Origin of the sequence: Streptomyces graminofaciens, from assembly GCF_030294945.1 — a bacterium.
Taxonomy (GTDB): domain Bacteria; phylum Actinomycetota; class Actinomycetes; order Streptomycetales; family Streptomycetaceae; genus Streptomyces; species Streptomyces graminofaciens.
The window spans coordinates 3,435,549-3,458,548 of record NZ_AP018448.1; the positions used below are offsets into that span (position 1 = coordinate 3,435,549).

Below are 23,000 nucleotides of genomic sequence, written 5' to 3' on the forward strand. Positions count from 1 at the left end.
TCACGCTCCGCCGCGGCGGATGGAGTTGCCCTCGAAGCTCGACTCCTCGTCCGGCTTGGGTTCGTCGAGGTCGAGGCGGCCGCTCTGCCCGTAGAAGGCGACCGGGTTGCGCCACAGGACCTTGTCCACGGTGTCGTCGTCGAAGCCGGCGGCGAGCATGGCGTCGGCCGTCTTGCGGGTCTTGAGCGGGTCCGAACGGCCCCAGTCGGCCGCCGAGTTGACGAGAACGCGGTCGGTGCCGTGCTCCTGGAGGATCGACACCATGCGGTCCTCGCTCATCTTGGTCTTCGGGTAGATCGAGAAGCCCGCCCAGCAGCCGCTGTCTAGGACCATGCCGACGGTGAGTTCATTGAGGTGGTCGAGGACGACGAGTTCGGGGGCGATGCCCGACTCGCGTACGACGTCCAGGGTCCGGCGGGTGCCCGTGGCCTTGTCGCGGTGCGGGGTGTGCACGAGGGCGGGCAGCTCGTGCTCGATGGCGAGCTGGAGCTGGCGGGCGAGTGCCTCGTCCTCCTCGGGGGTCATGGAGTCGTAGCCGATCTCGCCGACCGCGACGACCCGGTCCTTGGCGAGATAGCGGTCCAGCTCGTCGAGGACCGGCGTGCAGCGCGGGTCGTTCGCCTCCTTGGGGTTGAGGGCGATCGTGCAGTAGTGCTGGATGCCGTGCTGCGCGGCCCGGTACGGCTCCCAGCCGAGCAGGGAGTCGAAGTAGTCGTAGAAGCTCTCGGGCGAGGTGCGGGGCTGGCCGAGCCAGAAGGCGGGCTCGACTAGGGCGCGAACCCCGGCCGCGTACATCGCCTCGTAGTCGTCGGTGGTGCGGGAGGACATGTGGATGTGGGGGTCGAAGATGCGCATGGTCAGGCCTGTTCCTTGGCGTCGGAGCCCTGTTCGGCACCGGGTTTGTGCGGGGTGGGGGCGGGCTCCGCCCGGAGGGCGGCGAACTCGTCGACGAGGGCCGCGAGTCCGTCTCCGACGACGTCCGGGAAGGCCCGGACGAGAGGCTGTACGCCTGCGGGTATCTCGCGTCCGGCGACGGCGCGCTCATGGGCGAAGTCGGCGAGCATCCGGGCCAGTTCGCGGTCGGCGCGGGTGTCGAGCCCGGTGACGCGGTCGAGCGGGATCTCGTAGAACACGCACTTCAGGACGGCCTGGCGGTACTCGACGTCCGGGAGGCGGGCGGCCGTGTACGTGCCGAGGGCGGCCTCGATGAGGGTGCTGTCGTTGCCGCGCAGGGTCTCGCGGACCAGGGGCAGGGCGAGGTCGCCGAGGTCGCCGGCGCCCTCGGGGGCGCCGGGGTCCAGCAGGGGCAGGGCGCGCAGGACGGCTCGCTGCTCGGCCGGGTCGCCGTGCCGGTGGAGCCCGGTCAGTTCCTCGGCGAGCGCCTCGCCCCTGAGGGGCAGCGCGGTGAGCAGGACGGCGCGGGCGGCCTCGTCGACGGTCCAGTGTTCGTCCAGCCGGGTGTGTCCGCAGCGCCTGCGGACGGCCGGGAACAGGGCCCGGATCGCGGCGGGCCGGCCGGTGACCTTCGCGGTGGCCTCGTCGAGCCAGGCGCGGGCCGTCGCGTCGAGCGCGCAGGAGAGGAGGGTGGTACGGGGATCGGTGAGCAGGCCGGGTGAGGCCATGGCGGGACAACCTCCTGTGGGAGGAAAGGGCTTGAGCGATGGACGGGGTACTGGTCAGGCCGTCGCGGCGCGCAGGAACTCCAGGGAGCGGCGGGCCACGTCAGGGGCGTCGAGGGCGGCACCCTGGATCTCGACGGAGACCAGCCCCCGATGGCCGATGGCGGTGAGCGCGGCCAGCACGGGCGGGAAGTCGATCTCGCCGGCGCCGAATTCGAGATGCTGGTGGACACCGCGCCGCATGTCCTCGATCTGCACGTTCAGCAGTCGCGGCGCGGACAGGCGCACACAGTCCAGTACGGTCCGCTCCTCGACACAGTGGGCGTGCCCGATGTCCAGGGTGATCCCGAACAGTTCGTGTCCGCCGACCAGTTCGGCCAGGTCCAGACAGCGCTCGACGGTGTCGACGAACATGTACGGCTCGGGTTCGAAGGCCAGCGACACCCCGTGCTCCGCCGCGGTCTCCAGGACGGTCTCGATGCCCGCCGCGAGCCGCTTCCACGCGTCCTCCTCCGGCAGTCCGCCCGGCGCCGGGCCGCTGCACAGATGGACGGTGGGCGAGCCCAGGTCGGCCGCGATGCGCACGGCCCGCCGCAGCAGGTCGATCCTGCGGTCGGCGCCGTCCGACATCAGCGTGGGCCGGTGCTTGCCCCAGGGGTCGAGGAGGTAGGGCGCGCCGGTCTCGACCGTGACGTCGAGACCGTGCCGGTCGAGGTCGCGCGCGAGGGCGGCCACGCGGCGGGGGAGGTCGTCGGCGTACGGGTCGAGGTGCCCGTGGTCGAGGGTGAGCGCGACGCCGTCGTAGCCGAGGTCGGCGAGGACCGTGAGGACGTCGCTCAGCCGGTGGTTGGTGAAGCCGTTGGTGCCGTAGCCGAATCTGAGCGGTGTGCCGCTGGGTGTGGGGGGCGGGGTCATGCGGGGGGCTCCTCCTGCGGAGGTCCGAGGGTGGTTCAGGTGTCGAAGGTGGTTCAGGTGGTTCAGGTGGGGGAGATGCGCCGGGCGAGCCGTCGTGCGAGGGGGTGCACGACACCCAGGACGGCCGCGGTGGCCGGGGCTCCGCCGCGGGCGGTGAGGGCCGCCTGCAGCGGCATCAGACCGAGGATGCCGGCGCCGACGGCCCGTCGTACGTTCTCGCCCGAGGGCTCCCGTGCGGCGCGTACCTGGGCCGTCCCGTAGGTGCCGAGGTAGGCGAGGGCACCGGCGGCGGCCACGGCGGCCCGGGGCACGGCCGCACGCGGAGCGACGGCGGGGCGCTCCGGGTGGCGTCCGGCCCTGGCCGAGGCGAGGGCGGTGCGGACGGCCGGGAGTGCCGTCGCGAGGGCCGTGGTCGTGGAGGCGGCGAGCGTCCGGACCGGCAGCGTCGCGGGGGCGCCGGAGATCTCGTGGCGGCTGAGGGCGGTCAGCGTGTACGTGTGGGCGCCGACCAGCGCGGCGGGGACGGCACCCCGGCGCAGGGCCGTACCGACCCCGAGGTTCCGGCCGCGCCCGGCGGTGAGGGCGCCCGAGAGGACGTCCAGGACACGTGCGCTCGCCATGGCGGCCGGGCCTGCCGGGGTGGCCTTGAGCTTCAGGTCGTACGCCCAGACGGCACCGGCGAGGGGAAGCGCTCCCAGCAGCCCCCGGCGGCCCGCCGAGACGGCGGCGAGTCCGAGGCCTCCGGCGGTGAGGGCGCCGGCGACGGCGAGGGCGGTGCGGCGGGGCACCCGGCCGGACGGCACGGGTCGCTCGGGTCGCTCCACGGCGTCGATCGTGGCGTCGGCGTAGTCGTTGAGTGCCATGCCGGCCCAGTAGAGGCAGATGGACGATCCCATGACGCCGAATGTCCGTGCGCCCAGCGGCTGCCCGGTGGCCGCCGCTCCCGCGAGCACATCGCCGGGGACGCTCAGGGCGGCGGGTGCGCGGACGAGTTGAGCGAGGTCGTGCAGGCTCACGGCAGGCCGGGAGCCGGAGCGGAGTACCGCTCTCCGATCTTTCATGGCGGCAACTTACCTGCGTCACTTGAACATTCACATGGAGAAAATGTGAAGGTCTTTGTCAATCCGTGACTTGATTTTCCGTGTCACGGAAAACCTCTTGCGCGAACTCGATCGGCCTTGACCAGCAAGGAAGTTTACGCACCTGAGGGCCCGTCACAGCTCCTGTCGCAGCCGCCGCCACACGGCCTTGGCCGCGTTGTGGCCCGACATGCCGTGCACACCGGGGCCGGGCGGGGTGGCCGAGGAGCAGATGAAGACCGCCGGGTGCGGGGTGTGGTACGGGAAGAGCGAGAGCTTGGGGCGCAGCAGCAGTTGGAGGCCGGAGGCCGCGCCGCAGGCGATGTCGCCGCCCACGTAGTTCGCGTTGCGCGCCGCGAATTCGGGCGGGCCCGCGGTGGCGCGGGCGAGGACGAGGTCGCGGAACCCGGGTGCGAACCGCTCCAGTTGGCGCTCGATCGCGTCCGTCAGATCCCCCGTCCAGCCATTGGGCACATGCCCGTAAGCCCAGAACACGTGCTTGCCCTCGGGCGCGCGGGTGGGGTCCATGAGGCTGGGCTGCACGGTGATCAGGAACGGCGCGTCGGGTGCCCGGCCGTGCCGGGAGGCGGCGTCGAGGGCGGCGCCGATCTCCGCCTTGCTCGCGCCCACCTGGACCGTGCCCGCGCGGCGGGCCTCCTCGGCCGTCCAGGGCACGGGCCCGTCCAGCGCGTAGTCGATCTTGAAGACGCTCGCCCCGTAGCGGTACGACTCGTAGAACCGCCCGAAGCCGGCGATGCGGGCCAGCGCGGTGGGCGAGGTGTCGAAGACATAGGCGCGGGCGGGCGGCAGGTCGTCGAGGCGTTTGACCTCGTAGTCCGTGTGGATCGCGCCGCCGAGGTCCTTCAGATACGCGGCGAGCGCGTCGGAGATGGCCTGGGAGCCGCCCCGGGCCACCGGCCAGCCGGCGGCGTGCGCGGCGAGCGCGAAGACCAGGCCGACGGCACCGGTGGCGATACCGCCGAGCGGGGCGATGACATGGGCGACGAGGCCGGAGAACAGCGCCTTCACGCGCTCGTCCTTGAAGCGGCGCATCAGCCAGGTGGAGGGCGGCAGTCCCGCGAGGCCGAAGCGGGCGAGGGTGACCGGGTCGCGGGGCAGCGCGCTGAGCGGCAGCGACATGAAGTCCCGGGCCAGGGTGTCCCACTTGGGCAGGAAGGGCTCGACCAGCCGTCGGTACGCGCCCGCGTCACGCGGCCCGAACGAGGCGGCCGTCTCCGCCACCGAGCGGGACAGCACGGCCGCCGAGCCGTCGAGGAACGGGTGCGCCATGGGCAGCTCGGCGTGCAGCCACTGAAGGCCGTAGCGGTCGAGCGGCATCGCCTTGAACGCGGGTGAGTTGACGCCCAGCGGGTGCGCCGCCGAACACGGGTCGTGCCGGAAGCCGGGCAGCGTCAGCTCCTCGGTGCGGGCGCCCCCGCCGATGGTGCCCTTCGCCTCGAACACCGCCACGGAGAATCCGCGCCGGGCCAGCTCCACGGCAGCCGTCAGCCCGTTCGGCCCCGCCCCCACCACCACCGCGTCGAGCATCGACGGCACCTTCGGACCCCTTCGTCAGCCACTGGCCACTCGCCGTCAGGATATGCCCGGACACCGACAAGGCCAGGACCTACCTTTGGATCACCCCTGGGCCAGGGGGCGTGGCACTCGCCTCTGCCGCGTCGTCGTCGGTTGCCCACTCCCCCACGCCCGGCTCACCGGCAGTCGCACGGCGCCGCGGCCCGAAGCCGGCGTGATCCAGACGACAGGCCCTGGTACGGGTAGGCTCCGCAGGGTGACGCGCCGGTTCCGATTCAGTGATCCCGAGGAAGACACCTGGCACTGGTTCGAGGTCGGGGACGACGGCTGGGCACTGCGGCAGGCCGGCTTCGACCGCGCGCGCGAGATCCCGTACCTGCCCGAGTGGCGACCCGAACGCGCCGATCACACCGACGGCGGCGCGTCGGTCGCCGCCTCGCAGGCCCAACTCTCGGCGGTACGCGAGCAGTTCGGCCTGTTCGGTGTACAGCTCTACGAGGCCGTGTACGGCGTCCTCGGCGAAGGTCCCGTCGAGGAGCCGCCGGGAGCCGTGCCCGTCACCGAAGCCGTGTTCGAGCGGGCCTGGAGAACGGCGATGATGGACCGGCACTTCAGCCGCTACGACACCGGCCCGCTGCCCCAGGGCGCCCGGGTCACCGGCACGGTCCGCGCGCTGCCCTGGGGGGCAGGCCGGACCGGCCTGGTCGTGGACATCGGGCAGACCGTGGGGGCATTCGTGGACGTGCTCCACCTGCCTCACGAGGCGGAGGACTGGCCGCCGGTCGACACCGTGACCGAGTTCGAGGTCACCACGATCCGCTTCTACGACTGGAAGCCGGGCGAGCGCCCCGGCGCCCAGATCAGACTCCGCCCGACAGCAACTCCACCACCCGGCGAGCCGTGGCCTCGTCCCGGGCCGCGGTGAACGGCAGCGCGTTGCCTCCGGTGATCCGGAACGGCTCCCCGGTCAGTGTCAGATGGGCGCCGCCCGCCTCCTCGACCAGGAGCAGGCCCGCCGCGTGATCCCAGGCCGCCTCCCAGGAGAACGCCGTGGCGTCCAACCGGCCCCGGGCGATGGCCAGATACTCCAGCCCGGCCGAGCCGCACGCGCGCGGGGCGACCCCTGCCGTCCACAGGCCGAGCAGCGCCGCCTTCTGCTCCGGCGTGGTGTAGTCCGGGTGGGAGGTGGCCACTTCGAGGTCACGGCCGGGCTCGGGCGACCCCGCGCGCAGCGGCTCGCCGTCGAGCGTGGCGCCCCGGCCCCGTATCGCCACGGCGAACCGGTCGAGGGCGGGCGCGTACGTCCACGAACCCCGGATCACGCCACCCTGGGCGACAGCGACCAGGGTGCAGAAGCCGGGCTCGCCGTGCACGAACTGCCGGGTGCCGTCCACCGGGTCGACGATCCAGACCGGGGCGTCGCCCTGGATCGCCTCGTGCGTCTTCGGATTGGCGTGCACCGCCTCCTCGCCGACCACGAGCGAGCCGGGCAGCAGCGCGGACAGCGCGTCCGTGAGAGAGAGCTCGGCCCTGCGGTCGGCGTCGGTCACCAGGTCGTGCGGGCCGCTCTTCTGGTCGATCTCGTGCGCGGCGAGCTGCCGGAAGCGCGGCATGATCTCCGCGGCGGCGGCCTTGCGGACGGCTTCCTCGACGTCGGAGCTGTGGCGGGCGAGAAACTCGTCGATGGTTTCGGTGTCTTCGATCATGCCTCCATCACAGCACGCGCCACTGACAATCCCCACCCCTACGGTGTACTACGGGTGGAATCGCCATGAACGTCCGTAGTGCGTGGGCCTCCTGAGGTCTGTCGGCCGGGGTCAGCGGCCGACCGCGTACCCCTGCATGCCCCGTGCGTTCGCGGCCGCCGACAGCAGCCCGGTTCGCGGGTCGCGGGCGACCGCGCACAGCCGGCCCTCGGACCAGGGCTCGCCGACGGTGACGTCGTGGCCGCGCCGGCGCAGCTCCGCGACGACCTCCGGGGGCATCCGGGACTCGACGGTGACACTGCCGGGTCGCATACCGCGTGGGAAGAAGGAGCTGGGGAAGCCGTCGTTGTGCCAGTTCGGGGCGTCGATCGCGCCTTGGAGGTCGAGGCCGCCGCGGACCGGCGGGCGCAGGGCGACCGCGAGGAAGAAGTGCAGTTGCCACTGGTCCTGCTGGTCGCCGCCGGGTGTGCCGAACGCCATCACCGGCACCCCGTCGCGCAGCGCGAGTGACGGGGTGAGGGTGGTGCGCGGGCGGCGCCCGGGGGTGAGCGAGTTCGGCAGGCCTTCGTCCAGCCAGGCCATCTGGAGCCGGGTGCCGAGGGGGAAGCCAAGCTCGGGCACGACCGGGTTGGACTGCAGCCAGCCCCCGCTGGGCGTGGCCGCGACCATGTTGCCCCAGCGGTCGACGATGTCGAGGTGGCAGGTGTCGCCCCGGGTGCCCCCGTCGGCCGCGACCTCGGGCTCGCCCGGCACCGGGCAGCGCGGGCCCCCGGCCGCTGTCGGCCCACCGGCACCCGGCAGCCCCTTGGCGACCGTCGGCTCGCCTGCCCCCATCGGGTCGAAGCCGGGTTCGTCGGCGGCCACCACGCGCGCGTGCACGCTCATCCGCGGGGTGCGCCCTCCTGGGCTGCCCGGGCGCAGCTCGTACGACGCCTCGTCGCCGACGAGTGCGCGCCGCTCGGCGTTGTACGCGTCGGACAGCAGCTCGGCGACGGGCACCTCCGCTCCCGCGTCCCCGTACCAGGCCTCCCGGTCGGCCATGGCGAGCTTGCAGCCCTCGACGAGCAGGTGCACGTAGGCGGCGGACCCGTACTCCGGCAGCTCGGGCGGGAGCAGGGCGAGCTGCTGGAGGAGCGCCGGGCCCTGACTCCAGGGGCCCGCCTTGCAGAGGGTCCAGCCGTTCCAGTCGTACGTCACCGGGGCCTCGTAGGAGGCGGACCAGGAGGCCAGGTCGGCTCGGACGAGTGTCCCGGTGTGCCGTTCGCCGCTGGTGTCCATGGTGGGCCGCGCGGCCTGCCGTACGAGGGCCTCGGCGATGAAGCCGGAGCGCCACACCTCGCGGGCCGCGTCGATCCGGGCCTCCCGGCCGCCCGCTCCCTCGACCTCGGCGAGCAGCCGCCGCCAGGTCGCGGCGAGCGCGGGGTTGCGGAACAGCTCGCCGGGGCGCGGCGCCCGCCCGTCCGGCAGATACACCTCCGCCGACGAGAGCCACTCCTTCTCGAGGAGTTCACGCACCGACTCGACGGTCGCCCCGACGTTCTCCACGGGCGCGTGCCCGTCCTCCGCGTACCCGATGGCGTACTTCAGGACGTCGGCCGGTTCCTTGGTGCCGTGGTCGCGCAGGAGGAGCATCCAGGCGTCGAACGCGCCCGGTACGGCGGCCGCGAGAGGCCCCGTACCGGGTACGAGATTCAAACCGAGTCCCCTGTAGTGCTCGATCGTCGCCCCGGCGGGCGCGACGCCCTGCCCGCACAGGACGCGGACCTCGCCGTCCGCCGGGGCGAGGAGTATCGGGACCTCGCCCGCCGGGCCGTTGAGATGCGGCTCGACGACGTGCAGGACGAAGCCCGCCGCGACGGCCGCGTCGAACGCGTTGCCGCCGTCCTCCAGCACGGCCATCGCCGACTGGGAGGCGAGCCAGTGCGTGGAGGACACCATCCCGAAGGTGCCCTGGAGCGTCGGTCGGGTGGTGAACACGGGCGGACTCCTCACAACGGGGCGGGCGTCGCACGATCGTACGCACCACGATCACCCCGGATCAGCCCCGGCGCCTGCCCACCGTCAGCACATGCCCGCTCGCCCCCAGCAGCGACGGCTCCGACTCGATGCGCCGGGTGGCCGCCAGGACGGCCTCGCGGCGCTCCGGGTCGTCCAGCCACTCCTCGACCCCGCCCATCAGCCAGGCGACACCCTCGACGCCGTACTGGCCCTCGTGGACGAGCCCCGCCTCGGTGAACTCGGGCGGTACCTCGGCCGGGTCGGCGAAGTAGGCGGTTGTGAAGTGCGGGTCGTCCGACGAGGCCGCATGCCTGCCGTCGACGGAGACGGCGTCGACGCGTACACGGCGCTCCGGCAGGAAGTAGTTCCCCTGCAGGAGGGTGTCGTTGAGGCCCGCGAACCGGTTGATCGTGGCCCCGATCACCACACCACCGGGGCGGACGGCCCGGTGCGCCTCGGCCAGGGCGCGTATCCGGTCCGGGCGTTCGGGCAGGTGGTAGAGGGGGCCGAGGAAGAGCACGGCGTCGTAGGCCGCGTCCTCGGCGGGCAGGGCGCGGGCGTCCCCGAGCCGGGCGGTGACGCCGGGGAGCCGGCCGGACTGTTCGACGTGCAGCGGTACGGGATCGACGACTTCGACCTCGTACCCGTCCCGGGCCAGCCACTCCGCGTGGATCCCGGTGCCGCCGCCGACGTCGAGCACGCGCGCGGGGGCCTCGGGCAGGAGGCGCCGCAGGATCTCCTGGGTGCGCCAGAACTCCAGTCGTCCGGTGCCCTGTCTGAGGCGGGCGTCCTCCTTGCCCTGCTCGTAGTAGGCGAGGATGTCGCCGCGCAGGGAGGGAGGTTGAGGATCGGTCGCAGACGGTGATCGAGTCATGCGTCCAGGGTCCTGATCACCGCGAGGAACCCGCAACCGGTTAAGAGGAACCCCCAACCGGTTGAGCGGCCTGCGGCGGCCGACGGGTCACGAACCCTCGGCGACCTTCGCCCACGCCGTCCTGCCGAGGCGTCCGGTGTTGCCGAGGTCGATGCCGCCGTCGGGGGCCACGATCTCGGCGGGCCTGCCCTTCGCCGGAGTCACCCGCAGATAGGGGGCGTTGACGGCGGGCGTGTCCGCCTCGGTGACCGTGTTGCGCCACACCAGTTCCGTTCTCGCCGACTCGCCCGGCTTCAGGGTCACGGCGTGCGGTCCGAGGTCGGGCACAGCCGTCGTGATCGGCCCTGAGCCCTTGAGGACGCGTACGGCGGCGGGCTCGCTCTCCGCGTCGAGGACTTCGAGCTCGGGGTAGCCGTTGAGGGTGTACGTCTTCTTGCCGCAGTTGGTGAGGGTCACACCCATCGCGCGCAGCCCCATCGCCGTCGCCACGAGTTCCGGCCGGATCCTCACACCCGAACCCGGACAGGGGGACGACGGGTCGGGCGTGGGCACCTCGGTCGGCTGTACGTCCAGCTCCGAGACGGAGAGGTCCGGCATTTCCGAAGGCCACGTCCCGGCCGCTTCCGTGCCTGCCGGCGAGGCGCTCGGCGAGGGCTCGGCCCGGCCGGGGTCGCGCTCGCGGTCGAGTTCGGCGGAGAGTCCGCAGCCGCTCACGAGGAGAGTGAGCGCCGCCGCCGTCAGCAGCACACGAGGGCCCCTGCGGCCGCGTATCGGAATCATGAGCCGATCATGACACGCGCCCCGGGGCGGAAGCCGGGAGTCCGCGGAGGGGACACAAACGCCCCGGAGCGACCCGCGCACGCATTCGAACGCGAGTCCCGGCCGCCACGTATACACAGAACGAGCCCGCACTTCCGCCCCACAGGCAGTCGTGTGAGACTGACGTACCCTTCCGCCCGGCGGGACCCCCCGCCCCGACACCGAGAAGTGCGCCTGTGCGTGATCTCCCTCTGCCGCTCGCCCTGACCGCACGACTTCTGCCGGTCGCCGTACTCGCCACGGCGGGCTGGGCGTTGTCGTCCGGCCCGCTTGCCGCGACCCCGGCCGGGGAGGACTCCGCCAAGGACACCGCTTCCGCGCCGATCTCCGCCTCGGACTCCGCCCCGCCGACCTCCGCCGCGTCCAAGACGTTCACGTCGGCGCCCACACCCTGCCAGAGCGTCACGGAGAAAACGGTCAAATCCCTTGTTCCGGGCACGAAGACGGCCGGCAAGGAAATAAGGTCGACCAACGAGTCCGTGCGCCGCACCTGTTCCTGGAACGCGCTCGAGGGCTTCGACTACCGCTGGCTCGACGTCTCGTACGAGGTCCAGGAATCGGACAAGAAGGCCGAAACCTCTTATGCCGCGCGACTCAAGGAGAAGAGCGGCGGCGGTGCCGTACCCGGTCTCGGTGACTCGGCCTACTCCGTCGTGAACCTCACCACCGAGGACAAGCAGCAGACACGTGAAGGCGTGGTGTTCGCCCGCGTGTCCAACGCCCTGGTGATCGTCACGTACAACGGCAGCGACTTCGAGTCGAAGAAGGCGCCGAGCACGGACGAGATCAACAAGGGCGCCATCAAGGCGGCGAAAGAGGCGGTGGCCGCGCTGGAGAAGTCCCGATAGGGATGTCTCTCCGGCACGGCCACCGCCCGCGCTGTTCGACGACCGCCGTCAGACGGCCTTCAGCTCCCTCTCCTTCTTCATCGCCCCGCTCATCAGCGCCACGTACAGCAGCATCGACGCGCCGAGACCCACCGCCCAGCCGTAGTCGGCGAGCGGCTTGAGGAACGGGATGATGCCGTCGGCCGGGAACGGACCCGACGACACGCCGTCCGCGGACACCGTCGAGTACGAGCCGCCGACCGCGAGGAGGCCACCGACGACGAAGGCCGCGATGGCCCGCCAGTTCCAGCCGTTGGAGTACCAGTAACGGCCGCCCGGCGTGTACAGGTCCGCCAGGTGCAGGACCGTACGGCGGATGATCCAGTAGTCGGCGATGAGGATGCCCGCGACCGTGCCGAGCAGACCGCCGACCACGCCGAGCCAGGTGAAGATGTAGAACTCGGGCGTGGAGATCAGCTTCCACGGGAAGATCAGGATGCCGACGACACCCGTGATGAGCGCGCCCGTCCGGAAGTTGATGAGCTTCGGGGCGAGGTTCGCCAGGTCGTACGCCGGTGAGACCACGTTCGCGGCGATGTTCACGGAGATCGTGGCGACCAGCACGACGATCAGCGCGAAGAGCAGACCGAAGGCGTTGTCCGTCTTCGCCGCCAGGGCGACCGGGTCCCAGATGGCCTCGCCGTAGACGACCTCGGAGCCGGAGGTGACCAGCACGGCGAGGACCGCGAAGAGGGTCATCGTGGTGGGCAGGCCCAGGGACTGGCCCCAGGTCTGCGCCTTCTGGCTGGCGCCGAAGCGGGTGAAGTCGGGGATGTTCAGGGAGAGGGTGGCCCAGAAGCCGATCATGCCCATGAGGGACGGGAAGAAGACCGGCCAGAAGTCCGGGCCCCAACCGAGCTTGGAGGGCTGGTCGAGCAGCGCGCCGAAGCCGTCGGCCTTGACCGCGATCCAGATCAGCAGCACGAGCGCGCCGACGATCACGAAGGGCGCGGCCCAGTTCTCGAAGTGCCGAAGGAAGTCCATGCCGCGGTAGATGATCGCGATCTGCAGCGCCCAGAAGAGGATGAAGCAGAGCCACAGCGGCCACGGGTTGCCCGCGATCTGCCCGGCCTTCTCCCACTCACCGCCGGTGAGCTTGGAGCCGAGGGCGAAGATGCCGGAGCCGCCGATCCAGGTCTGGATGCCGAACCAGCCACAGGCCACGGCCGCGCGGATCAGCGCCGGGATGTTGGCGCCGCGCAGACCGAAGGAGGCACGGGCGAGCACCGGGAACGGGATGCCGTACTTGGGTCCGGCGTGCCCGGTGGCCAGCATCGGCAGCAGCACGATGATGTTGGCCAGGGCGATGGTGAAGACGGCCTGCTTCCAGTCCATGCCGAGGGCGACCAGGCCCGAGGCCAGGGTCCAGCTGGGGATGCAGTGAGCCATGGAGATCCACAGCGCCGCGAAGTTGTACGTCGTCCACTTGCGCTCGGAGGCGGGTACGGGACGAAGGTCCTCGTTGGCGAAGGGACTGTCGGCGGGGAAGGCCCCGGGGGCGAGCTCGATCCGGCCGGAGGAGTCGGCGGACTGGGATATCTGCGACCCCGTGGGAACTGTTTCGGTCATGGGCAGGCCAATCAAGGAGGCGGGACGGGAAAGAAAGGCCGTGCGGTGGCCCCGGCGGGTCCGGCGAGGGCGCGTGCCCTCGCCGGACCCGCCCAGCCCCTCCCCGGGACGGCGGGGAGGGGAGACAAGGTGTGGGGGGTCGAAGAGTGGAGCGGTTCATTCCGGATTGTTGCCGGCGGCATTGTCGCAGCCGCTGACCTGGGTGGGAACCCCCAGGTCAGCCGTTGACCGCCGGGATGACCGTCGAGCCGTACGCCTCGATCACGGCCTCCTGCGCGTCATGCATGTCGTACACCGCGAACTGGTCCACGCCCAGCTCACGCAACCTGTTCAGCTTCGCGATGTGCGCCTCGGGGGTGCCGATGACGCAGAACCGGTCGACGATCTCGTCCGGCACGAACTGGGTGTCGGGGTTGTCGGCGCGCCCGTGGTGGGAGTAGTCGTACCCCTCGCGGGCCTTGATGTAGTCCGTCAGCTCCTCCGGTACGGCCGCGGAGTGCTCGCCGTACTTGGACACCAGGTCGGCGACGTGGTTGCCGACCATCCCGCCGAACCAGCGGCACTGCTCGCGCGCGTGGGCCAGGGCCTCCGGTGAGTCGTCCTCGGTGACGTACGCGGGAGCGGCCACGCAGACCTTCACCTCGGACGGGTCGCGCCCGGCGGCCACGGCCGCGTCCTTGACCGCCTTGACCATGTACTCGGTCAGATAGAGGTCGGACAGCTGGAGGATGAAGCCGTCGGCCTCCTCGCCGGTCATCTTCAGGGCCTTGGGGCCGTACGCGGCCATCCAGACCGGGAGTTCGGCGCCCTCCTTGATCCACGGGAACTTGATGATCGTGCCGCCGAGGTCGGCCTCTCCCCCGCTGCCCAGCGACCGGATCACCTTCATCGCCTCGCTGATGCGGGCCAGGGTGTTGGGCTTGCGGCCCGCGACACGCATCGCGGAGTCGCCGCGGCCGATGCCGCAGACCGTGCGGTTGCCGAACATGTCGTTGAGCGTGGCGAAGGTCGAGGCGGTGACCTCCCAGGTGCGGGTGCCCGGGTTGGTGACCATCGGGCCGACCGTCAGGTTCGTGGTCTGCGACAGGATCTGACTGTAAATCACGAACGGCTCCTGCCACAGCACGGCGGAGTCGAAGGTCCAGCCGTATGTGAAGCCGTTGTCCTCGGCGCGTTTCATCAGCTCGATGACACGCGAGGCCGGGGGGTCGGTCTGCAGGACGAGTCCGAAGTCCATGGGCGCCACTCCTAGTTGAGGTACTGACAGGTGGAGCGGGGGGTGTACGTGCCGTGCCCGGCGTGCCCGGTGTACTCCCGCTCGGTGATGACCGGTTCGCCGCGCGAGAGGACCGTCTCGACCCGGCCGGTGATGCGCTTGCCCTCGTACGCCGAGTAGTCGACGTTCATGTGGTGGGTCTCGGCGGACACGACCTGCTCGGCGTGCGGGTCGTAGATGACGACGTCGGCGTCCGCGCCCGGCGCGATGGTGCCCTTCTTCGGGTACATGCCGAACATCCGGGCCGGGGTCGCGCAGGCGATCTCGATCCAGCGGCGGCGCGAGATGTGCCCGTCGACGACCGCCTGGTGCAGCAGGTCCATCCGGTTCTCGACGCCCGGCAGGCCGTTGGGGATCTTGGAGAAGTCGCCGCGGCCCAGTTCCTTCTGGCCGACGAAGCAGAAGGGGCAGTGGTCGGTGGAGACGACCTGCAAGTCGTTCGTCCGCAGCCCCTGCCACAGCTTCGCCTGATGCTCACGGGGCCTCAACGGCGTGCTGCAAACGTACTTGGAGCCCTCGAAGTCCGGCTCCGCGAGGTTGTCGGTGGACAGGAACAGGTACTGCGGGCAGGTCTCGCCGAAGACGTTGAGCCCCTCGTCGCGTGCCCTGGCCAGCTCGGCGACCGCCTCCATCGCCGAGACGTGCACGACGTACAGGGGGGCGCCGGCGACCTGGGCGAGCTTGATGGCGCGATGGGTGGCCTCGGCCTCCAGCAGGGCCTTGCGCACTTCACCGTGGTAACGGGGGTCGGTCTCGCCGCGCGCCAGCGCCTGCTCGACCAGTACGTCGATCGCGATGCCGTTCTCGGCGTGCATCATGATCAGGCCGCCGTTCTCGGCGGAGCGCTGCATGGCGCGCAGGATCTGGCCGTCGTCGCTGTAGAAGACGCCCGGGTAGGCCATGAACTGCTTGAAGGAGGTGACGCCTTCCTCGACGAGGTGGTCCATCTCCTTGAGCGTCGACTGGTTCACATCGGAGACGATCATGTGGAAGGCGTAGTCGATCGCGCAGTTGCCCTCCGCCTTCGCGTGCCAGGCGTCGAGGCCCTCGCGCAGGCTATGGCCCACGCTCTGCACGGCGAAGTCGACGATCGTCGTCGTACCGCCCCAGGCGGCGGCCCGGGTGCCGGTCTCGAAGGTGTCCGAGGCGAAGGTGCCGCCGAACGGCAGCTCCATGTGGGTGTGGGCGTCGACGCCGCCCGGGATCACGTACTTCCCGGTGGCGTCGATCGTGCGCTCGGCGGTCCAGGTCTCGGCGACCGGGGTGCCGCTCGCGGCGAGGGCGGCGATGCGGCCGTCCTCGATCAGGACGTCGGCGTGGATCTCGTCGGACGCGGTGATGACGAGACCGCCGCGAATGACTGTACGGCCGCTCATTGGTTCACGCTCCCTCGGGTTGTTGGGGAAGTACCGGTCGTCGGTGGCTGGTCGCGCAGTTCCCCGCGCCCCTGGCAGGGCGCGGGGAACTGCCTGGTCACGGCGCTGTCAGCGGCTCGTACGCGTCCGGGCGGCGGTCCCGGAAGAACTGCCAGCGGTCGCGGACCTCGCGGAGCTTGGCCAGGTCCAGGTCGCGGACGACGAGTTCGGTCTCCTTGTCGCTCGCCACCTCGCCGACGAACTGGGCCTCCGGGTCCACGAAGTACGAGGTGCCGTAGAAGTCGTTGTCGCCGAGGTCCTCGACGCCGACCCGGTTTATCGCGCCGATGAAGTACTCGTTGGCGACGGCCGCCGCCGGCTGCTCCAGCTGCCACAGGTAGCGGGACAGACCGCGCGAGGTGGCCGACGGGTTGAAGACGATCTCGGCGCCGCCGAGACCCAGCGCGCGCCAGCCCTCCGGGAAGTGCCGGTCGTAGCAGATGTACACACCGATCCTCCCGACGGCGGTGTCGAAGATCGGCCAGCCGGCGTTGCCCGGGCGGAAGTAGAACTTCTCCCAGAAGCCGGGCACCTGCGGGATGTGGTGCTTGCGGTACTTGCCGAGGTACTTGCCGTCCGCGTCGATCACGGCTGCGGTGTTGTAGAGGACGCCCGGCTGCTCCTCCTCGTACATCGGCAGCACGAGGACGAGGCCCAGTTCCTTGGCGAGCGCCTGGAAGCGCTTGACGATCGGGCCGTCCGGGATCTGCTCGGCGTACTCGTAGAACGCCTTGTCCTGGACCTGGCAGAAGTAGGGACCGTAGAACAGCTCCTGGAAACACAGGACCTGAGCACCCTGGGCGGCCGCGTCGCGGGCCGCCTGCTCGTGGACCTGGATCATCGACTCCTTGTCGCCGGTCCAGGCCGTCTGGAAGATGGCTGCGCGGATGACTCTGCTCATCGGGACCTCCGGTCACTCGGTGTGCTGGGGCGGGCGTCGGAAGTACCGTCGTCCGCCCGCAGGGCGGGCCCTGCGGCGTCCGGTGCGTGCTCTCGGCGTGCCGGGTGCAAGACCTCGTACTGGATGTACTTGGGCTTGTGCCCGGTGCGGCGAGTGGGGGTGCCCCCTCTGGGGGAGCGTGCCGGGCGTCGTGGGGCAGACGGGACTTCCAACGCCCGCCCCAGGAGCCTAGGAAGTCCGGAAGTCGGGTTTGAGTTGCACGGTGTCACGTCTGGAGCCGTTTCGCGTTCCACCGTGTCACCTCTTCGTGGGCGCATGTTTCACCGCCGTTTTCCCAGGTCCCGGCATGTTTCAGCCCTGTTGCGCGTCATGTGCGAGGAGGGCGATGTGGACGGACGCGGCCTGCTCGAAGTCGTCGAGGTCCACGCCGAGGCGGGCCTCTATGGCCTCCAGGCGGCGGTACAGCGCGGGCCGGCTGACGTGGTGCAGCTGAGCGGTGTGCGACTTGTTGCGGCCGGTGGCGAGATAGGTCCGCAGCACGGGCAGCAGGTCCTGCTCGGCGTGCCGGTCGCCGCACAGCAGCCCGTCCAGCTCGCGCTCCGCGAAGGCCTGCACCTGTGGGTCGTCCCGCAGCAGCCGGATCAGGCCGCGCAGATGGACGTCCCGCAGCCGTACGACGACCGGCAGATCGAGACCGGTCGCGGACTGGGCGACGGCGTCGGCCACATGCTGGGCCTCGCGCAGCGCGGCGGGCACCTCCTCCCACGTCGTGCGTGGCTCCGCGGCCGCCACGACCGTCTTCCGCACCCCCGACTCCGACCGCAGCCGGGTCGCGAAGTGCGCGGTGAGCGCGGCGGCGTCCTGGTCCCGGGCGAGGCTGAGCAGTACGGCGACGGCTCCTTCCGCCAGTTCGGCGACGAGTCCGGAGAGCCCCAACATCCTCAGCACTCGGTCGAGTTGGGCGGCGTCGCCGTCCCGTACGACGAGCGGCACGAACGTACGGCGGTTGACGGGGAGCCCGGCCGCCCGGGCCCTCGGCAGCAGTTGCCGGGCGGGGACCACCCCGGAGACCAGGTCCGTCAGCAGGCTCTGCGCGGACTGTTCCTCCCAGGAGTGCGCCGAGCCGCCGAGCATGCGGTGCAGGACGAGCGCTTCGGCGGCGCGGTCGGCGAGCAGCCGCCCGGTGGCGGTGTCGCCGCGGTAGCCGCACAGCACGATCCGGCCCCAGCGCTCGCCGCGCCCGCCCAGCTCGGCCCGCACCCAGCCGTCGCCCTCGCTGCCGCCCGCCTGCCGGGAGATGCGCTCCCAGTCGCGCAGCACGTCGTCGACCGCGGACCGCTCCCCCGCTGTGGCGAGGACGCGGTGCGCGAGGTTGGTGACGACGAGGGGACAGCCCGCGTGCTTGGCGATCTCGTCGAGGAGCCGCTGCAGCGGGGCCCCGGCCGTGATGAGGCCGGTCAGGGCCGTGCGTACGGCCTCCGAGAGGCTCACGGCCGCGAACTTCCGGCGCACGAGCCGGGACTGGACCTCCTCGGTCAGTTCGGCGAAGGGGAACGGCCGGTGCAGCACCACCATGGGCAGACCGCACCGCTCCGCCGCCCGGCGCATCACGTCGGGCGGCGTCGGGAAGGCGCGGCCGAGACCGAGGACGACCGCCGAGGCCTCCGCCCGATGCAGGGACCGGATGTACTCGGCCTGGGCCTCCTCGTCGCCGGCGAGCAGGACCCCGGTGGTGAGGACCATCTCCCCGCCGGTGAGCATCACACCCACGTCAGGGGCCTCGGCGACGTGCACCCAGCGCACGGGCCGGTCGAGCTGGCTCGCGCCGGCCACCACCTCGGGCTCTCCGGCGAGCACCCGGTCCAGGGTGAGGACCTGGCGCACCGAGAGGGCGGGTTCCAAGGTTTCCGAGGCGGTGGTCATGGCGGCGTGCCCCTTTTTCTCCGGCTCGGTTCGCCTCCGGGGCACTCCAGCCTGTGTCGAGACGCCGATCGTGCTCGGCCCTCCCCCACTCTCGGCTTCGCTCGAGCGGGAGGCGCCCCCATGGCGTCTCGGCACAGGCGTGCTCCTTCGGCTCACTCGCCTTTGCTCAGCTTCTCTTCCGTTACTGAATGCTCCTCAGAGCACGTTCGAGGGCTTCGGCGCCCTCCTCGGCCTCGGCGACGGTCAGCGAGAGCGGGGGTGCGATCCGCAGCGCGCTGGTGTTGTGCCCGCCGCCCTTGCCGAGCAGCAGGCCCTCCCGGCGGGCGGCTTCGAGCACGGCCGAGGCGGCCTCCGGGTTCGCCTCGTCGGTGCCGGGCCTGACCAGTTCTATGCCGAGCATGAGGCCCCGGCCGCGTACCTCCTTCACGGCGGGGTGCCCCGCGGTGATCGCCCGCAGCCGCTCGATGAGCAGTCCGCCGACGCGCCGGGCGTTGCCCTGGAGGTCGTGCTCCAGCAGGTAGTTCAGGTTGGCGAGCCCGGCGGCCATGGTGATCTGGGTGCCGCCGAAGGTGGAGATCGAGTTGCTGTCCAGGCAGTTCATGATCTCGGCGCGGGCGACGACACCGCCGATGGAGGCGCCGTTGCCGATGCCCTTGGCGAAGGTCATGATGTCCGGCGGCCCGTTCTGCCCGTGCGCCTGCCAGCCCCAGAAGTTGTCGCCGGTACGACCCCAGCCGGTCTGCACCTCGTCGGCGATCCAGAGCACGCCGTGCCGTTGCAGCACCTCGCGGAAGGCCGCGTACAGGCCGTCCGGCGGTGAGGTGAAGCCGCCGACGCCCTGGATGGGCTCGGCGATCAGCGCGGCCGGGGGGCGGACATGGCCGAGCAGGTCCTCCAGGTCGGCGACGCAGGCCGCGATGAAGTCGGCGTCGCTCAGGTCGGCGTACGGGCCGCGGGTGCGGACGCCGCCGTGCACGTACAGCGTCTGGAGCGGGGACAGCGAGGTCGGTGACCAGCCCTTGTTGCCGGTGATGCCGACCGCGCTGAACGAGCGGCCGTGGTAGCTGTTGCGCATCGCCAGGATCTGGTTGCTCTGCCGGTACGTCGTCGCCAGCAGCAGTGCGGTGTCGTTGGCCTCCGTGCCGGACGTGGTGAAGAAGACCCGGGCGTCCGGGATGCCGGACAGCTTGGCGACGCGCTCGGCGAGTTCGACCATCGGCCGGTTGAGGTAGAGCGTGGAGGAGTGGAGGATCCGCCCGGCCTGCTCGCTCACCGCCTTGGTGATCTCGGGCAGCGCGTGCGCGGTCATCGTGGTGAGGATGCCGCCGAAGAAGTCGAGGTACTTGTTGCCCCCGGCGTCCCACACATGGCGGCCCTCGCCGTGGGTGATCTCCAGCGGGTCGGCATAGTAGAGCGCGAGCCATTCGGGCATCACGGCCTTGTGCCGCCCCAGCAGTTCGTCGGTCACGGCTGCACCACTCCTTTCACGGCTGTACGGGTACTGCGTATGTCACGGCTGTACGTGCCCACGTCAGGGCTGTACGAGTCCTTCGTACGCGTCGGGCCTGCGGTCCCGGTAGAACGCCCACTGCTTGCGTACTTCCTCGATGAGGTCGAAGTCGAGGTCCCGTACGACGAGTTCCTCGGTCTGGTCGCTCGCGGTCTCGCCGACGAACTGGCCGCGGGGGTCGACGAAGTACGAGGTGCCGTAGAAGTCGTTGTCGCCGTACTCCTCGATGCCGACCCGGTTGATCGCGGCGACGAAGTACTCGTTGGCGACGGCGGCGGCCGGCTGCTCCAGGCGCCAGAGGTGCGAGGAGAGTCCGCGGTGGGTCGCGGACGGGTTGTAGACGAGCTGGGCGCCGTTCAGGCCGAGCTGGCGCCAGCCCTCCGGGAAGTGCCGGTCGTAGCAGATGTAGACGCCGACCTTGCCGACGGCCGTGTCGAAGACCGGCCAGCCGAGGTTGCCGGGCTTGAAGTAGTACTTCTCCCAGAAACCCTTGACCTGCGGAATGTGGTGCTTGCGGTACTTGCCGAGGTAGGTGCCGTCGGCGTCGATCACGGCCGCGGTGTTGTAGTAGAAGCCTGACTGCTCGACCTCGAAGACCGGGACGACGATCACCATGCCGGTCTCGCGGGCCAACTCCCGCATACGGGTGACGGTCGGCCCGTCGGGCACCGGCTCCGCCCAGGCGTAGTGCTCGGGGTCCTGGACCTGGCAGAAGTAGGGGGCGTTGAAGACTTCCTGGAAGCCGATCACCTTGGCACCCTGCCGGGCCGCCTCGCGGGCGTGCTCGATGTGCTTGGCGACCATGGATTCGGTGTCGCCGGTCCAGGTGGCCTGGACGAGGGCGGCGCGTACGACGTCGGCCATGTGAGCTGCTCCTTCGGCGGGGACGTCAGAGAGCCTCTACGCCCGTAGACGAAGGCAGTAGAGGCTCGAAAGTAAGCCCCGTCGACGGGCTGGGCAAGACCATCGTCGTTAACCGGTCGAGTCGATCACGTTTCGCACTCCAGTGGGTGATTACCCCGGCGTTTCGGGCGACGAACCCGCCGACGCCCGTGGCGCGGACTCAGGTCGTGAACCCGGCGACCCGCAGGGCGTGCACCATGTCCCGGTACCGGTCGTCCGACACCCCGCGGGCCGCCGCCAGCAGGAGCGGTACCAGGCGGCCGGGCCGGGCCTCGACGCTGCGGGCCGCCTCCTCGGGCGTACGCACGCGCACGTAGGCGTCGAGCAGCGCGCGCGCCTGCCGGTCGCGGCCCTCGGCGGCGAGCTCGAGAACGGCCGCGCCGATCTCGTCGGCGGGCCGGGCGACGCCCTGGCGCAGCATCTGCTCGCCGTCCGTGGTGCGGCCCGCCACGGTCAGCGCGTCGGCGGCGGCGACCAGCTTGTCGGCGGGCAGTGAGGCGGCCTCCCACAGGAGGGTGGCCCAGTCGGCGCCGAGGCCCGCGCGGTGCAGGGCGGCGGCGAGCAGCGGGTAGCGGGCGGCGGGCCAGTGGGCGATCTCCACCAGCAGCGCGTGCGCCTCGCCGCTGCGGCCCTCGCGGCGCAGCCGGAGCAGGTCCTCCACGGTTGCGGTGACCTCGCGGCGGGCCTCCTCGTCCAGCGCCTCCCGCCGCGGCTGCCGTTCTTGCGGCGCCGCCGCGGGCTCGGGCTTCTCGGCGACCCCGGCGAAGCGGGCGCCTCGGAGTGTACGGCGCTTGGGCGCGGCGGGGGCCGGGGCGGGTTCCGTCTCCGGGGCCGGGGCCGCCGGGGTGTCGTCCTCGTCCGTCGCACCGGCGAACCGGGCACCGCCTCGGGGGCGGCGCTTGGGGCGCTGCTTGGCGGGGGCGGGTGTCTCGGGGGCGGGGTCGGGGGCCTCGGCCTCGGGGGCGGCGAGGGGCTCCGGGGTGGCCGGGTCCGAGGTGTCGGACGTGTCCCGCCGGTCCGGTACCCGGAAGACCTCTCCGGCCGCGTCGGCCGGGAAGCTCGTCGCGCCCCGCACGGGGAGGTGCGGGGCGCGGCGGTCGAGGTTCTCGATGCGGGTGCGCAGTTCGGCGCAGCGGGCGGTGGCGCGGTCGTGGTCGTCGTGGGCCCAGGCCAGGTCGAGGTTGAGAGCCTCGGCCTCCTCCTGGGTGGCGGCGGAGCTCAGGCGGCGGGTCAGCTCGGCGGTGCGTTCGGCGGCGTACCGCTGTTCGCGGAGCATGATGTCGAGCCGGTCGCCGAGGGCGTCCCGGCCGCCGGGCCGGGAGTCGTACGCGGCGATCGAGGCCTGGTGCAGCGGGTGCGCCCGGTCGGTCTCCTGGGCCGCCGCGGCGGGACCGTACGCGGTGGCGACGTCCTGGAGGAGGGCCTGCACGACGTCCCAGGGCGGGACCTCCGTGCCGTCGAGGCAGGCGCGCATGCCGTCGGGGTCGCGTTGCCAGAACACGGCGCACCAACCGCCGCGCTGGTCGAGCTTGGTCATGAGCTTGTTCAGGTATCCCGCGAACTCCCATACCTGACCCGGGAGTTGATCTACAGCCATCGCACGACTCCCCGGCAGACTGGAGTGCTCCGGTCCGCTAGAAAACACCATTTGTGTTACGCCTGGGCTACGTGAAGTTTTCGGAGCGGACCCGATGTGCTGTGAGAGACCATTCGACGGCCGCGCGTGACGCCTCGACCGGCGGGCGTCGGCAGCCGGGGGTCGTCTACAGGACGACCAGCGCGCACTGTCCGGCGAGGTCGTCCATGGACAGGCCCAGCGTGCGGGCCAGCGCGGCGATCGTGAAGAAGGCCGGGGTGGGGGCGCGGCCGGTCTCGATCTTGCGGAGGGTCTCGGGAGAGATGCCGGCGTCCGCCGCGACGTCCGCCATGCTGCGGCCACCGCGGGCGTCGCGCAGCAACCGGCCGAGCCGCTCGCCGCGTTCGCGCTCTTCGGGGGTGAGAGGGGTGCGCACCATGACCCCATTCTAATACCGCCGGCCTCTCACTCGACCGGTATAATAATTGGAGAGA

At 71.4% G+C, this 23,000-nt stretch carries 20 protein-coding genes; 2 read left to right on the plus strand and 18 right to left on the minus strand.

What is annotated here, in order from left to right; translation table 11 throughout:
- The 5 genes from SGFS_RS14750 to SGFS_RS14770 form a co-directional block, all read right to left on the minus strand.
- The gene (locus SGFS_RS14750; RefSeq protein ID WP_286250547.1) at positions 1–855 is read right to left on the minus strand and encodes a TatD family hydrolase; all 855 of its coding nucleotides are present in this window, start codon (positions 853–855) and stop codon (positions 1–3) included.
- Positions 856–857: 2 nt separating this feature from the next.
- Complete coding sequence (locus tag SGFS_RS14755; protein ID WP_286250549.1) at positions 858–1,622, minus strand: EboA domain-containing protein; 765 nt, start codon at positions 1,620–1,622, stop codon at positions 858–860.
- 54 nt (positions 1,623–1,676) lie between these two features.
- Positions 1,677–2,534 (minus strand): sugar phosphate isomerase/epimerase family protein, encoded by an 858-nt coding sequence (locus SGFS_RS14760; RefSeq protein WP_286250550.1) that lies wholly within the window; start codon positions 2,532–2,534, stop codon positions 1,677–1,679.
- Between the two features lie 62 nt (positions 2,535–2,596).
- The gene (locus SGFS_RS14765) at positions 2,597–3,595 is read right to left on the minus strand and encodes an SCO3242 family prenyltransferase (RefSeq protein ID WP_286250551.1); all 999 of its coding nucleotides are present in this window, start codon (positions 3,593–3,595) and stop codon (positions 2,597–2,599) included.
- 153 nt (positions 3,596–3,748) lie between these two features.
- Positions 3,749–5,161 carry a phytoene desaturase family protein gene (locus tag SGFS_RS14770; RefSeq protein WP_286250552.1) on the minus strand — a complete coding sequence of 471 codons (1,413 nt, stop codon included), beginning with the start codon at positions 5,159–5,161 and terminating at the stop codon, positions 3,749–3,751.
- 244 nt (positions 5,162–5,405) lie between these two features.
- Here SGFS_RS14770 and SGFS_RS14775 point away from each other — a divergent pair, with 244 nt between their 5' ends.
- Complete coding sequence (locus SGFS_RS14775) at positions 5,406–6,074, plus strand: hypothetical protein (protein WP_286250553.1); 669 nt, start codon at positions 5,406–5,408, stop codon at positions 6,072–6,074.
- Here the strand turns inward: SGFS_RS14775 and SGFS_RS14780 are convergent.
- The 4 genes from SGFS_RS14780 to SGFS_RS14795 form a co-directional block, all read right to left on the minus strand.
- On the minus strand, positions 6,010–6,855 hold the full coding sequence (locus SGFS_RS14780; protein WP_286250555.1) for an inositol monophosphatase family protein: 846 nt from the start codon (positions 6,853–6,855) through the stop codon (positions 6,010–6,012). The two genes, SGFS_RS14775 and SGFS_RS14780, sit on opposite strands and share 65 nt — an antisense overlap.
- A gap of 111 nt (positions 6,856–6,966) precedes the next feature.
- A complete protein-coding gene (locus tag SGFS_RS14785) occupies positions 6,967–8,832 on the minus strand; it encodes a gamma-glutamyltransferase family protein (RefSeq protein ID WP_286250557.1) in 1,866 nt (621 codons plus the stop codon).
- Between the two features lie 61 nt (positions 8,833–8,893).
- Positions 8,894–9,727 (minus strand): class I SAM-dependent methyltransferase, encoded by an 834-nt coding sequence (locus tag SGFS_RS14790; RefSeq protein ID WP_286250558.1) that lies wholly within the window; start codon positions 9,725–9,727, stop codon positions 8,894–8,896.
- An 87-nt stretch (positions 9,728–9,814) separates the two neighbouring features.
- Positions 9,815–10,507 carry a DUF4232 domain-containing protein gene (locus tag SGFS_RS14795; RefSeq protein ID WP_286250559.1) on the minus strand — a complete coding sequence of 231 codons (693 nt, stop codon included), beginning with the start codon at positions 10,505–10,507 and terminating at the stop codon, positions 9,815–9,817.
- Between the two features lie 215 nt (positions 10,508–10,722).
- Between SGFS_RS14795 and SGFS_RS14800 the strand changes: the two genes are divergently transcribed.
- Complete coding sequence (locus tag SGFS_RS14800; RefSeq protein ID WP_286250562.1) at positions 10,723–11,394, plus strand: hypothetical protein; 672 nt, start codon at positions 10,723–10,725, stop codon at positions 11,392–11,394.
- A gap of 48 nt (positions 11,395–11,442) precedes the next feature.
- Here SGFS_RS14800 and SGFS_RS14805 read toward each other — a convergent pair whose 3' ends face one another.
- The 9 genes from SGFS_RS14805 to SGFS_RS14845 all read right to left on the minus strand — a co-directional run bounded on the left by SGFS_RS14805 (position 11,443) and on the right by SGFS_RS14845 (position 22,945).
- Positions 11,443–13,002: an NCS1 family nucleobase:cation symporter-1 gene (locus SGFS_RS14805; RefSeq protein ID WP_286250564.1), complete on the minus strand. Its 1,560-nt coding sequence runs from the start codon at positions 13,000–13,002 to the stop codon at positions 11,443–11,445.
- A 217-nt stretch (positions 13,003–13,219) separates the two neighbouring features.
- On the minus strand, positions 13,220–14,239 hold the full coding sequence (locus tag SGFS_RS14810) for a TIGR03842 family LLM class F420-dependent oxidoreductase (RefSeq protein ID WP_286250565.1): 1,020 nt from the start codon (positions 14,237–14,239) through the stop codon (positions 13,220–13,222).
- Positions 14,240–14,250: 11 nt separating this feature from the next.
- Positions 14,251–15,654: a dihydropyrimidinase gene (hydA, locus tag SGFS_RS14815; RefSeq protein ID WP_286250566.1), complete on the minus strand. Its 1,404-nt coding sequence runs from the start codon at positions 15,652–15,654 to the stop codon at positions 14,251–14,253.
- Positions 15,655–15,751: 97 nt separating this feature from the next.
- Positions 15,752–16,594 (minus strand): nitrilase-related carbon-nitrogen hydrolase, encoded by an 843-nt coding sequence (locus SGFS_RS14820; RefSeq protein WP_286250568.1) that lies wholly within the window; start codon positions 16,592–16,594, stop codon positions 15,752–15,754.
- A gap of 351 nt (positions 16,595–16,945) precedes the next feature.
- Positions 16,946–18,517: a PucR family transcriptional regulator gene (locus SGFS_RS14825; RefSeq protein ID WP_286250569.1), complete on the minus strand. Its 1,572-nt coding sequence runs from the start codon at positions 18,515–18,517 to the stop codon at positions 16,946–16,948.
- Between the two features lie 181 nt (positions 18,518–18,698).
- On the minus strand, positions 18,699–19,985 hold the full coding sequence (locus SGFS_RS14830; protein WP_286250570.1) for an aspartate aminotransferase family protein: 1,287 nt from the start codon (positions 19,983–19,985) through the stop codon (positions 18,699–18,701).
- A gap of 63 nt (positions 19,986–20,048) precedes the next feature.
- Entirely contained in the window at positions 20,049–20,891 is an 843-nt protein-coding gene (locus SGFS_RS14835) for a nitrilase-related carbon-nitrogen hydrolase (protein WP_286250572.1), read from the minus strand.
- A gap of 199 nt (positions 20,892–21,090) precedes the next feature.
- Positions 21,091–22,527, minus strand: a complete 1,437-nt coding sequence (locus tag SGFS_RS14840) for a hypothetical protein (RefSeq protein WP_286250573.1) — start codon at positions 22,525–22,527, stop codon at positions 21,091–21,093.
- A 166-nt stretch (positions 22,528–22,693) separates the two neighbouring features.
- On the minus strand, positions 22,694–22,945 hold the full coding sequence (locus SGFS_RS14845) for a helix-turn-helix domain-containing protein (protein WP_286250575.1): 252 nt from the start codon (positions 22,943–22,945) through the stop codon (positions 22,694–22,696).
- Positions 22,946–23,000: the final 55 nt, after the last annotated feature.

Excerpts from the sequence above, each read along its gene's own strand:
- SGFS_RS14750 (WP_286250547.1), bottom strand. The coding sequence starts at position 855 with ATGCGCATCTTCGACCCCCACATCCACATGTCCTCCCGCACCACCGAC.
- SGFS_RS14755 (WP_286250549.1), bottom strand. The coding sequence starts at position 1,622 with ATGGCCTCACCCGGCCTGCTCACCGATCCCCGTACCACCCTCCTCTCC.
- SGFS_RS14760 (WP_286250550.1), bottom strand. The coding sequence starts at position 2,534 with ATGACCCCGCCCCCCACACCCAGCGGCACACCGCTCAGATTCGGCTAC.
- SGFS_RS14765 (WP_286250551.1), bottom strand. The coding sequence starts at position 3,595 with ATGAAAGATCGGAGAGCGGTACTCCGCTCCGGCTCCCGGCCTGCCGTG.
- SGFS_RS14770 (WP_286250552.1), bottom strand. The coding sequence starts at position 5,161 with ATGCTCGACGCGGTGGTGGTGGGGGCGGGGCCGAACGGGCTGACGGCT.
- SGFS_RS14780 (WP_286250555.1), bottom strand. The coding sequence starts at position 6,855 with ATGATCGAAGACACCGAAACCATCGACGAGTTTCTCGCCCGCCACAGC.
- SGFS_RS14790 (WP_286250558.1), bottom strand. The coding sequence starts at position 9,727 with ATGACTCGATCACCGTCTGCGACCGATCCTCAACCTCCCTCCCTGCGC.
- SGFS_RS14795 (WP_286250559.1), bottom strand. The coding sequence starts at position 10,507 with ATGATTCCGATACGCGGCCGCAGGGGCCCTCGTGTGCTGCTGACGGCG.
- SGFS_RS14805 (WP_286250564.1), bottom strand. The coding sequence starts at position 13,002 with ATGACCGAAACAGTTCCCACGGGGTCGCAGATATCCCAGTCCGCCGAC.
- SGFS_RS14810 (WP_286250565.1), bottom strand. The coding sequence starts at position 14,239 with ATGGACTTCGGACTCGTCCTGCAGACCGACCCCCCGGCCTCGCGTGTC.
- hydA (WP_286250566.1), bottom strand. The coding sequence starts at position 15,654 with ATGAGCGGCCGTACAGTCATTCGCGGCGGTCTCGTCATCACCGCGTCC.
- SGFS_RS14820 (WP_286250568.1), bottom strand. The coding sequence starts at position 16,594 with ATGAGCAGAGTCATCCGCGCAGCCATCTTCCAGACGGCCTGGACCGGC.
- SGFS_RS14825 (WP_286250569.1), bottom strand. The coding sequence starts at position 18,517 with ATGACCACCGCCTCGGAAACCTTGGAACCCGCCCTCTCGGTGCGCCAG.
- SGFS_RS14835 (WP_286250572.1), bottom strand. The coding sequence starts at position 20,891 with ATGGCCGACGTCGTACGCGCCGCCCTCGTCCAGGCCACCTGGACCGGC.
- SGFS_RS14840 (WP_286250573.1), bottom strand. The coding sequence starts at position 22,527 with ATGGCTGTAGATCAACTCCCGGGTCAGGTATGGGAGTTCGCGGGATAC.
- SGFS_RS14845 (WP_286250575.1), bottom strand. The coding sequence starts at position 22,945 with ATGGTGCGCACCCCTCTCACCCCCGAAGAGCGCGAACGCGGCGAGCGG.